This window comes from Armatimonadota bacterium, from assembly GCA_031081675.1.
In the GTDB taxonomy this organism is placed as follows: domain Bacteria; phylum Sysuimicrobiota; class Sysuimicrobiia; order Sysuimicrobiales; family Kaftiobacteriaceae; genus Calidihabitans; species Calidihabitans tengchongensis.
In genome coordinates this window covers 30,336-40,873 of the sequence record JAVHLZ010000020.1, presented here as the reverse complement: position 1 = coordinate 40,873, position 10,538 = coordinate 30,336, and the positions used below count along the sequence as shown (strand labels likewise).

At 73.8% G+C, this 10,538-nt stretch carries 12 protein-coding genes and 1 riboswitch; of the genes, 9 read left to right on the top strand and 3 right to left on the bottom strand.

Annotation, left to right across the window (positions count from 1 at the left end; genetic code table 11):
* A partial coding sequence (locus RB150_08545; protein MDQ7820583.1) for a YeeE/YedE thiosulfate transporter family protein occupies positions 1-892 on the bottom strand: 892 nt, incomplete at its 3' end.
* 231 nt (positions 893-1,123) lie between these two features.
* A riboswitch (TPP riboswitch) is annotated at positions 1,124-1,238 on the top strand.
* 91 nt (positions 1,239-1,329) lie between these two features.
* Between RB150_08545 and thiW the strand changes: the two genes are divergently transcribed.
* From thiW to RB150_08500, 9 genes are all read left to right on the top strand, one after another.
* Entirely contained in the window at positions 1,330-1,845 is a 516-nt protein-coding gene (thiW, locus tag RB150_08540; GenBank protein ID MDQ7820582.1) for an energy coupling factor transporter S component ThiW, read from the top strand.
* Entirely contained in the window at positions 1,835-3,259 is a 1,425-nt protein-coding gene (gene cytX / locus RB150_08535; protein MDQ7820581.1) for a putative hydroxymethylpyrimidine transporter CytX, read from the top strand. Before thiW ends, cytX begins: the two co-directional genes overlap by 11 nt.
* Positions 3,234-4,127 carry a hydroxyethylthiazole kinase gene (gene thiM / locus RB150_08530; GenBank protein MDQ7820580.1) on the top strand — a complete coding sequence of 298 codons (894 nt, stop codon included), beginning with the start codon at positions 3,234-3,236 and terminating at the stop codon, positions 4,125-4,127. The genes cytX and thiM overlap by 26 nt, the downstream gene beginning before the upstream one ends.
* A 30-nt stretch (positions 4,128-4,157) precedes the next feature.
* The gene (thiE, locus tag RB150_08525) at positions 4,158-4,799 is read left to right on the top strand and encodes a thiamine phosphate synthase (protein MDQ7820579.1); all 642 of its coding nucleotides are present in this window, start codon (positions 4,158-4,160) and stop codon (positions 4,797-4,799) included.
* Positions 4,768-5,799: a thiamine-phosphate kinase gene (gene thiL, locus RB150_08520; protein MDQ7820578.1), complete on the top strand. Its 1,032-nt coding sequence runs from the start codon at positions 4,768-4,770 to the stop codon at positions 5,797-5,799. The genes thiE and thiL overlap by 32 nt, the downstream gene beginning before the upstream one ends.
* Positions 5,796-6,617: a bifunctional hydroxymethylpyrimidine kinase/phosphomethylpyrimidine kinase gene (gene thiD, locus RB150_08515; protein MDQ7820577.1), complete on the top strand. Its 822-nt coding sequence runs from the start codon at positions 5,796-5,798 to the stop codon at positions 6,615-6,617. Before thiL ends, thiD begins: the two co-directional genes overlap by 4 nt.
* 29 nt (positions 6,618-6,646) lie before the next feature.
* Positions 6,647-7,147, top strand: a complete 501-nt coding sequence (locus RB150_08510; GenBank protein MDQ7820576.1) for an ECF transporter S component — start codon at positions 6,647-6,649, stop codon at positions 7,145-7,147.
* Positions 7,148-7,155: 8 nt separating this feature from the next.
* The gene (locus tag RB150_08505) at positions 7,156-7,641 is read left to right on the top strand and encodes a YbaK/EbsC family protein (protein ID MDQ7820575.1); all 486 of its coding nucleotides are present in this window, start codon (positions 7,156-7,158) and stop codon (positions 7,639-7,641) included.
* 64 nt (positions 7,642-7,705) lie between these two features.
* A complete protein-coding gene (locus RB150_08500) occupies positions 7,706-8,638 on the top strand; it encodes a DUF47 family protein (protein ID MDQ7820574.1) in 933 nt (310 codons plus the stop codon).
* 95 nt (positions 8,639-8,733) lie between these two features.
* Here the strand turns inward: RB150_08500 and RB150_08495 are convergent, their stop codons facing one another.
* On the bottom strand, positions 8,734-10,062 hold the full coding sequence (locus tag RB150_08495) for a hypothetical protein (protein ID MDQ7820573.1): 1,329 nt from the start codon (positions 10,060-10,062) through the stop codon (positions 8,734-8,736).
* Entirely contained in the window at positions 10,059-10,490 is a 432-nt protein-coding gene (locus tag RB150_08490; protein ID MDQ7820572.1) for a hypothetical protein, read from the bottom strand. The genes RB150_08495 and RB150_08490 overlap by 4 nt, the downstream gene beginning before the upstream one ends.
* Positions 10,491-10,538: the final 48 nt, after the last annotated feature.

The window sequence follows — 10,538 nt, the reverse complement described above, 5'->3', positions numbered from 1 at the left end:
GCGGGCTCAGCCCCACCAGGCCGGCCGCCGCGTTGGCCCACCGGGACAGCTCGCCGACGATCCGCCACGGCATGTGGGCGGTGTAGGACAGCACGTTCAGCCCGCCCAGCACGGCTCCCCCCACCGCGGCCGGCCAGCCGCGGCCGACGACCGACGCCGCCAGCACTCGCACCGCGTCGGCAAACGTCCGGGGGGCCGCCGGCGGTGCGGGGGCCTCCGTCACGCCTCCTCCGCCGCGGGATTCCACCCACAGGACCAGCAGGTACGCCGCCAGGAGCAGAACGAGAGTCAGCAGAGTTGCGGGGCCGTACCCCAGCGCGCGCGGGAACCAGATCACCGGCGCGGGGCGGATCACGTGCACCCACCACCAGGTCCAGCTGTGGCTGACCAGCACCAGTCCCACCAGGATGCCGGCCAGGCTGACCCAGGAGGCCAGATAGCCCTCTCCCATCCGGTACAAAGACCCGGAGGTGCACCCGCCGGCCAGGACCATCCCCACGCCGAACAGGACGCCCCCCACGACCAGGGCGGCGCTGAGGGGGACGGCGTGGGCCTCGGGCGCCACGGGCCCCAGGGTGGGGTTGGGCATGAGGGTGTACATGTGCAGGCCAAACCCCACCGTCGCGACGGCCATCCCCACGATGACGCCCTTCATGGTCCGCCCCGAACGGAACTGGATGAGGTCCCGGAATGCCGAGTTGATGCAGAAGCGGCTGCGCTGCAGCGCGACTCCGAAGCCCACACCCAGGAGGGCGAAGATGCCGAACTGGCCGTCGGCCCGGCTGACGGCGGCGACGGCGGCGCCCAGGCCCGCCAGCAGTGCCAGGCCGGCCGCCGTCTGGGGGTGCACTCCGGGACGGCGAAAGGCCGATGGGGAGATGCCGTCAACCACGGGCGCCCTCCTGGCTGCGAATTTTGCGGTGGTGCCGGACACGCGCGCGGCCCGAAGGCCGCGGGGAGGTGGCGGAGGCGTTAGCCTCCGCGGGGACAGATGCAGTCGCGCGGCAGCGGGAACAGGTGCATGTTGGGGGATATCATAGGCATCCCGGCCGGCCGTGGCAAGAGGGGTGTCTTGCGGGCTGCGGAGGCGCTATACTGGGGCCGACAACACCATACGGGCTGTTCCGGGGGAGCTCGGGCGAACCGGGCTGAGAGGGTGTCTGGCCCGCGCCACCATCGGCGCGGGCGGCGGCACCGACCCTTCGCACCCGATCCAGGTAATACTGGCGTGGGGAGGACAGGATGCGGCCGCCGGCCTGGAGATCGGGCCGGCGGCCGCTGTTCGTCCGCAGACGCCTCCGGAGCTGGCCTCGTCTTGCGGAGGCGACGATGCGCACGCGCGCGCTGGCCCTGGCAGCCCTCTGCGCCGCCCTGCCGGTGGTGCTCTCCTACGTTCCCGGCGCCATCCCCGCCGCCGGCGCGAAACTCCTGCCCTGGCAGCACATGACCAACGTGCTGGCCGGCATCCTGCTCGGCCCGTGGTACGCGGCCCTGGCGGCCACCGTGGCCGCCACCCTGCGCAACCTGCTGGGGGTGGGGACCCCGCTGGCGTTCCCCGGCGGCATTCCCGGCGCCGTGGTGGTGGGCCTGGCCTACCGGTACTGGAGGCGGGAGTGGGTCGGCCTGCTGGAACCGCTGGGCACCGGACCTGTGGGTGCCACCCTGGGAGCCCTGCTGGTGGCCCCGACGGTCATGGGCCAGGCCATCCCGCTGGCCACGCTGCAGTACCTGTTCCTGGCCAGTTCCATTCCCGGGGCCATCCTGGGCGTGATCCTGGTCAAAGCCCTCCAGCGCAGCGGAGCCCTGCGCCGGGTGCTGGCGGAGGAAGCGCCCCGTGGCCGTTGAGGTTCTCCCCCGCCCGCGGATCCAGGCGCCTCCCGCGTGGGGCATCACCCCGGTGCCCCCGCAGGCGCGGATCCTCGGGTTTGTGGACTACCTGGCCCTGTGGTCGAGCCTGGGAGTGGGCCTGCTGGTGCTGCTGGCCGGCACCCTGCTGGTGCCCGGGCTGGGACTGGGTCCGGCCCTGGGGGCCATCGTGGTGGGCACGGTCGTGGGCAACCTGCTCCTGGCGCTGACCGGGCTCGTGGGTAGCGACACCGGCGTGCCCACCATGGTCCTGCTGCGCCCCGCGCTGGGGATTCGCGGCTCCTACCTGCCCACGGTCCTCAACATCGTGCAGCTGGTGGGGTGGGGGTCGTTCGAGATCTTCATCATGGCCCGGGCGGCCGACGGTATCACCGCCGTCCTGTTCGGCTACCGGAACTTCGCGGTGTGGGCCGTTCTCCTGGCCGGCTTCTGCACCCTGCTGGCCGTGGGCGGCCCCCTGGTGGTGGTGCGGCGGTGGCTGGAGCGGTGGGCCATCTGGGGAGTCTACGGCACCACCGTCTACCTGACGTGGTACCTCCTCACCCGCCATGATGTGCGCGGGCTCCTGGCGCGTCCGGGAGACGGCAGCCTCTCGTTCTGGCTGGCCGTGGATCTGGTCCTGGCGATGCCGGTGTCCTGGCTGCCCCTGGTGGCCGACTACAACCGGTTCGCCCGGCACACGGGCCGGGCGTTCTGGGGGACCTACCTGGGCTACCTGGTGGCCAACGTGTGGTTTTACGGCCTGGGGGCGCTGTCGGTGCTGGCCCTGCAGACCGCGGACCTCATCCCGGCCATCATGAGCCTGACCGGCGGGTGGCTGGCCCTGGTCCTGCTGGTGGTGGACGAGACCGACAACGCCTTCGCCAACATCTACAGCACGGCCGTCAGCATCCAGAACATCCTTCCCGCCGCCCCCCAGCGCTGGCTGGCGGTGGCGGCGGGGGCGGTGTGCGCGCTGGTGGCCACCACCGTCGACGTGGTGCAGTACGAGAGCTTCCTGTTTCTCATCGGCGCGTTCTTCGTGCCCCTGTTCGGCGTTCTGGCGGCGGACTACTTTGTGATCCGCCGCCGGAGGTACGACCTGGAGGCGCTGTACCGCCCCGCCGGTCCCTACTGGTATCGGGGCGGCGTCCGCTGGCCGGCGGTGGCGGCGTGGCTGGCGGGATTCGCGGTCTACCAGTGGATCGTGCCCACCGCGATCCCGGGCTGGACCGCGGCGCTGCGCTTCGGCGCCGACCTTTTGGGGCTGCCGTTTCCCCTCAGCGCCCGCTACCCGTGGCTGGGGGCGTCGGTCCCCGCCGTCCTGGTGTCGGCAGCACTGTATGTGGTGGGGGCGGGGCTGCAGGGCCGCATCCGGGGAGATCGCCGTGACCGGGCAGACGCGGGACGCTGAACGCCTGCGGGCGCAGGCCGCCGACCTGCTGGCAGCGCTGCGGGAGCGCCGGCCGGTGGTGCACCACCTCCCCAACCTGGTCACGGCCGCGGACGTGGCGGCGGCCGCCCGGGCGCTGGGGGCCATGCCGATCATGGCCGTGAGCCCGGATGAGGTGGAGGAGGTGACGGCCTCCGCCGACGCGCTGGTGGTCAGTCTGGGCACGCCGACCGCTGAGCGGTTGCAGGCCATCGAGCAGGCGGTCCGGGTGGCCCGGCGGCGCGGGGTCCCGACGGTCATCGACCCGGTGGGTGCCGGCGCGTCCCGGCTGCGCACCGCGGCCGCCCGGCGGGTGGTGGCCACGGCGTCGTGGCCGGTGATCCGGGCCAACCCGGCCGAAGCGCAGGCGCTGGTGGGACCGCCGGGGCGGGTCGGCCGTCCGGTCCGGGCGCTGAGGGGCGTGGAGGCGTCGCGGCTGTACACCGTCGGGGAGATGCGCGCGCTGGCGGCAGCGCTGGTGCGCGCGGGCGGGGTGGCCGCGCTGACGGGGCCGGCAGATGTGGTCGCGGATGGCAGGCGGGTCCTGGTGGTCCACAACGGCCACCCCTGGCTCGCGGCCATGCCGGGCGCGGGATGCATGGCGACGGCGGTGGTGGGCGTGTTCGTCGCCGTGGCCGACCGGGCCGACTTCCTCACCGCGGCCGCGGCGGGGTTGAGCTGCTTTGGAGCGGCGGCCGAGGAGGCCGCCTGTCGGGCCGGCGGCCCCGGCACGCTGAAGCCCTTGCTGATCGACGTCCTGGCGGCCATGACCCCGCAGGCGCTGGCCGCCCGGATGCGCGTGCAGGTCATTCCCGCCGGGACGGCGCCCCGGCGACGGAAGGGGCGGTGAGAACCCCGGCGGAGGTACCGGGAGGATCTCATGGTGGACTTCAGCCTGTACGTCATTACTTCAGCCGACGTCGCCGGCCGTTCTCACGAAGAGGTGGCCGCCGCGGCGCTGGCCGGCGGCGCCACCGTGCTGCAGGTGCGGGACAAACGGATGTCCGCCGCCGCCCTGTACCGGGTGGCATGCCGCCTGCGCGAGCTCACCCGGCAGGCGGGCGTCCCCCTGATCGTCAACGACCGCGTGGACGTGGCCCTGGCGGCCGATGCCGACGGCGTGCACCTGGGACCCGACGATCTCCCCCTGGAGGCGGCGCGCCGGGTGCTGGGGCCGCGCCGGATCATCGGCGCGTCGGTGGGAACGGTGGCCGAGGCCATCCGCGCCGAGCGGGAGGGCGCCGACTATCTGGGCGTGGGCCCGGTCTACTCCACCGCCACCAAGGCCGACGCGGGTCCGCCGGTGGGGGTGGAGCGGGTGGCGGCCGTGGTGCGGGCGGTGGGCATCCCGGTGGTGGGGATTGGAGGGATCACTGCCCACAATGCGGCGGAAGTCATCCGGGCCGGAGCCGCGGGGGTGGCAGTCATCTCGGCCGTGGCGGCCGCGCCGGATGCGGTCGCGGCCGCGCGGGCGCTGCTGGAGGCCGTGCGTGCGGGACGAGCCGGTCGCGCGGCTGCGTGATCTCGGAGAGGACGCCGTCATCGAGGCGATCCGCCGGATCCTGCCCGAGTCGGCAGCGGGCGTGGTGGTCGGCATCGGCGATGACGCGGCCATCCTGGAGTGTCCCTCAGGCCGGCACCTGGTGCTGACCGTGGACACCCTGGTGGAGGGGGTTCACTTCCGCCACGGCTGGGCGACCGCCGCCGATGTGGGCTACAAGGCGCTGGCCGTGAGCATCTCCGACATCGCGGCCATGGGCGGGCTGCCGCGCCAGGCGGTGGTTTCGGTGGTCGCTCCCGCCAGCACGCCGGTGGAGTGGGTGGAGGGCCTCTACCGCGGGCTGGCCGACGCGGGCGCCCGGTTCGCCGTGAGCGTGGTGGGTGGAAATTTGGCGCGCACCGAGGGCCCGGTGGTGGTGGACGTGGCGGCGCTGGGAGAGGTGGAGCCTGAGCTGTGCCTGCGCCGCAGCGGCGCCCGCCCCGGCGATGCGGTGGTGGTGACCGGCACCCTGGGACGGGCGCGGGGCGGACTGATAGCCCTGGAGCGGGGGATGCAGGACCCGGCCTGGGAGCCTCTCGTGCGCGCGTACCGGCGGCCAAGCCCGCGGCTGCGGGAGGCGCGCGCGGTGGCCTCCTGCCGGTGGGCGACGGCGATGATGGACATCTCCGACGGGCTGGCGCTGGACCTGTCCCGGATGTGCGCGGCCTCCGGGGTGGGCGTGTGCCTGGACGCGGAGGCGCTGCCGGTGGATCCCGCCCTGCGGGCGCTGGCGGAGCGGCTCGACGAGGACGCCGTGGCGCTGGCGCTCGGCGGCGGGGAAGACTACGAGCTCCTGGTGGCTGTGCCCCCTGACCGCGCGCCGGCGCAGGTGGCCATTCTGCAGTCCGAGGCCGGCACCCCGGCGGCGGTGGTGGGCGTCTTCACCCCGCCCGCCGAGGGGCGGACGGTGGTCCATCGGGGGGTCCGGCGTCCGCTGCCCGCCGGCGGGTGGGATCACTTCCGGGGAGGTGGGGATCGGTGATTGCCCGGGCGCTGACCATCGCGGGATCCGACTCCGGAGGCGGGGCCGGCATCCAGGCGGACCTGAAGACCTTTGCCGTCCTGGGCGTCTTCGGCACCAGCGCCATCACCGCGCTCACCGCACAGAACACCTGCGCGGTCACCGGGGTGGTGGAGGTGGACCCGGCCTTTGTGGCGGCGCAGATCGACGCCGTCGCCACCGACATCGGCGTCGACGCCGCCAAGACCGGCATGCTGGCCAACGCCGCCATCATCGAGGCGGTGGCGGACCGGGTGCGCCGGCACGGCATCGCGCGCCTGGTGGTGGATCCGGTGATGGTGGCCAAAAGCGGGGCGCCCCTGCTGCGGCCCGACGCCGTGGACGCCCTGCGCACCCGCCTGTTACCTCTGGCGCTGGTGGTGACGCCCAACCTGCCGGAGGCCTCGGCCCTGGCCGGCGGGATGCCCATCCGGACCGAGGCGGACATGTTGGAGGCCGCCCGGGCCATCGGCGCGCTGGGCCCTCGCTACGTCGTGGTCAAGGGCGGGCACCTGGAGGAGTCCGACGAGGCGGTGGACCTGCTCTGGGACGGTCTCCGCACCCACCGCCTGGCAGCGGCCCGCGCGCGCACGCCGCACACCCACGGCACCGGGTGCATCTTCTCGGCCGCCATCGCCGCCTGGCTGGCCCGGGGAGCCGACCCGCCCGCCGCGGTGGCCGCGGCCAAACGGTTCGTCACCGCGGCCATCCAGGGCGCCCTGCCCCTGGGGCGGGGGCGGGGCCCGGCCAATCCGCTGGCCGCGGCGGACTACGAGGGCCGCCCGGAGGAGGTAAGCTGAAAGGGAGATCATCCCAGGAGGGGAGGGGCATGCGCACCCGGGACGTTGCGGTGGGCGGGATGCTGACCGCCCTGGCGCTGCTGATTCCGTTTGCCTTCCGCGGGACGCCTCTGCAGCTGTTCATCCCCGCCCTGCAGTACTCGGCCACCTTCGCCTCCCACGTGCCGTCGATGCTGTCCATGCTGGTCAGCCCGGTGGTGGCGGCCATGGTGGGATTGGGGTCGGCGGTGGGTTTCACCATCACCCTCAATCCCGTCATCGGCGCCCGGGCGTTCACCCACGCCGTGTGGGGCGTGCTGGGGGCGTGGCTGATCCGCCGCGGCCGGCCGTTCTGGCTCGCCCTGCTGGCGGCTCTGCCGGTGCACGCGCTGGGCGAGGGCCTGGTGGTGTGGTGGCTGGGGCCGGGCTACACCGCCGGCCTGTTCGTGGCCGCGGGCACCGTGGCACACCACGCCCTGGACGCGGCCATCAGCCTGGCGGTCTACCGGCCGCTTCTGCCGGTGCTGGTCGGGCGGCCGCAGGAGGTGTAGCCCGCGCCGTGAGCGACGCCCCCGACCGCGTGCGCGCGGCACTGCAGCAGATGGGAGTCCGGGCCTCGATCCTGGAGTTTCCCCAGGGGACGCGCACCGCAACCCAGGCCGCCGCCGCCGTCGGCACCACGGTGGCCCAGATTGTCAAATCCCTGCTCTTCGTGGCCGATGGCCGCCCGGTGCTGGCCCTGGTCTCGGGCGCCAACCGTCTGGACGAGGGCAAGCTGGCCCGGGCGGCCGGCGCAGGGGTGGTGCGGAAGGCCGCAGCCGACCTGGTGCGGGAGGTCACCGGGTTTGCCATCGGGGGCGTGCCGCCGGTGGGGCACGCCCGGCCGCTGCCAGCCTACATCGACCGGGACCTCCTGCAGTTTGACGTCGTGTACGCCGCCGCCGGCACCCCCCATGCCGTCTTCCCCATTTCCCCCGCCGACCTGGTGCGCGTCACCGGCGGCGTGGTGGCGGACCTGCGGGCCGACGAGACAGGACCGCTATGACGGGGGATCGGCCGCGTCTCCGCGCCCTGTCGGGTCCGCCGCCCGTATGCTATCCTGACCCTGCATGGACGGTGACAGTCTCCGCCCGCTGGCCCTGACCGCGGTGGCGCCTCCAGACCTCGCCCTGCTGGAGGAGATGACGGCCACCATCCAGCAGGCCGCGGAAGTCCTGTCGGCCACCCTGTCCGGCACCACGCCCGTCGAGCACGCCTGGGAGATCATCCGCGACCTGGAGCACAAGGGCGACGCGGTGGCCCGGGAGGTCTTTGAGATGCTGCAGACCTCCCGCCCCACCCACCTCGACCGGGAGGCCCTCAAGGCCCTCACCGGCTACCTGGACGACGTGCTGGACGCCATCGAGGCGGCGGCGGCCCGCCTGGCCATCCACCGGGTGCGTCGGATGCTCCCCGCGGCCCGGGAGCTGGCCGAGGTGGTGCTGGAGTCGGCGCGGGAGCTGCGGGCCGCCCTGCGCCCGGACCGCCTGCGCGATCTCTTCCCCCACACCCGGACCCTGCACCGCCTGGAGAATCGCGGCGACGACGTGCTGCGGCAGGCCATCGGCTCCCTGTTCGCTGGCCGGCGGCCGGCCCGGGAGATCCTCAAGTGGCAGGACATCTGCGAGATCCTGGAGGCCGCCACCGACCGGTGCGAGGACATCGCCAACGTGATGGAGACCCTGCTGGTCCAGGCCGGCGGCCAGGGGCGGCTGGCGGTCGGGCAGTTGGTGATGGACCTGGACCGCCACGAGGTGACTGTGGCCGGGGCGCCGGTGGCCCTGTCGGCGAAGGAGTTCGGCCTGCTGCACCTGCTGCTCCGCCACCAGGGCAAGGTGGTGCGCCGGGAACGGCTGCTGCGGGAGGTGTGGGGGGAGGACTACTTCGGCGACACCCGGACCCTGGACACCCACATCGGGTGGCTGCGCAAGAAGGTGGAGGCCCGGGGCGGCGTGCGCATCGTCGCGGTGCGCGGCATCGGCTACCGCCTGGACCTGGCCTGACCCTTTTCCCGCTCGAGGGCAGGGTGAGGCAGCCAGACTGGACGTCGTCGGGTGCAGCGGGTCGTGTGTGACCGTGCAGCGGCGCCGCACGGCCCTCACGGTCCGGTGACCCCGCGGGCGCGGTCAATCAGCCGCGGGCAGACCGTGCCCAGCCTGCAGGCTCCGCACTCCGGGCCGGTCGGGTGGCACCACCTCGTGCCGACTGTCCAGGCCGGGAGGTCAAGCGCCGCGGGCAGTGCGGGCCACAGGTCTCGCGCCGCCTGGACGATGTCGGCCGGATCGTCCCGCCCGGCGAGCCCGGTCCGGAGAAACACGCGGCGCACGTGGACGTCGACCGCCACGTCGCACCGCTCCATGCGGGTCACCTCCACGCCCAGGGAGCGCCACAGGAGCATCACCGCCATCGCTGCCTTCTTCTGGCTGATTCCCTCAAAAGTCCGCAGGCGCCGGGCGAGTTCGTCCGCGGGCGGCGCGCCCGTCCAGATCGCCGCGGCGTCGCCCCCGTAGTCCTCCACCACCCGCCGGCAGGCCGACACGATCCACCGGGAGACGGTGTTCACGAAGCGGTGGAGGGCCGGCCGGCGGCGGATGGCCTCCGCCACCGCGTCGGGATGCCGGGCCATCCGGACGGGGTCGAGGTGGCCGAGGCGCCCGCGCAGCTCCAGGGGCGCCCTCCACGCCCGCCCGTAGGGGATGCCCTGATCCAGGATCACCGCCAGGAGGAAGGCCAGGGGGTTCTCCCGGACGAACCGGTCGGCTGCGGGGTCGTCGGTGAGGGAGACGTGCCCGCGCCGGCGCGGGCCGTTGAGCTCCTCTTCGAAGCGGGCCAGCTCCCGCGCGACCCGCGCCCGTACGTCCGGAGGCGCGGGGGCATAGGACGGCCTCGGACCCCGGCTTCTGGTCTTTGGGCGGCGGCTGGCGGCGGAAGACCGGCCTTCTGCGGGCCTTTCGGGAGGCCCGGATGAGCGACGCTCCGACCGCACCCGGGCCCGCAGGATGGCGAGGGCCACCCACGCGTGCAGGTCGTCTTCCCGGACCTTCGCTGCCAGGCCGTGGCGGGTGTAGGGCGCCCGGATCTCCGAGGCGAGGTCCACAAGGAGGAACCCGTCGTAGCCGGGCGGGAGGTCGGCGGGGCGGCGGACCATGCGCCCGTCAGGGCCTGTGATCAGGCTGAGGAGCGCCCGCGAGCGGGGATAGTCGTCGGCGCCGACGCCCTCCACCACCGGCTCGCCGCCCAGAAACGTCACCGTGCGCGCCCGCATCCGGCCATAGGCCCGACGCCTGCCCTGGGCGTGGCGAAGCCGCAGGGTCGCGCCGTCCACACGGGCCACGATCTCCCAGCAGCGGCCGAACCGCTCCCGGATGTGCGGCCAGCGGTACGACCAGGAGCCGATGTCCCGCACCTCGACGATCTCGACCTTCACAGGCACCCCCGCTCCCTGTAGAAGGCCAGGCGCGCGCCGAGCCCGAGCCCGTGGAGCGGGCGTTCCACCCGGCCTCCGCGCTCCAGGATTCCGCGGACCAGGCCGTGGTCGAGATAGGCGCGTCCCGCGTGGAGTTCGAACACGTACGGCGAGAGGTCCCGCCCCAGCTCGCGCTCCAGCTGACCGAGGACGCGCTCAGCCCATTGCCGGCGCTCACTGGGAGATGCCGTGGTGAGCGTGCGCTCGTACGGCTCGAGCAGCGTTTCGGGTGCCACCAGCCCGTACTCGGCGGAGAGGACGAACCACCGGTCGCAGGTCCGCTCGACGAAGCGCCTCGCACCGCGGAAAAGCGGCGATGTGTACAGGTCCCTGGCGGGTGCAGGCTGCGCCCGCTTGGACTTGACGCATCCCACAAGCCCGATCCGCACGCCCGTCCCGGTCCGCTGGCGGTCCTGGTGCCGGTGCCGTCGGCTGTC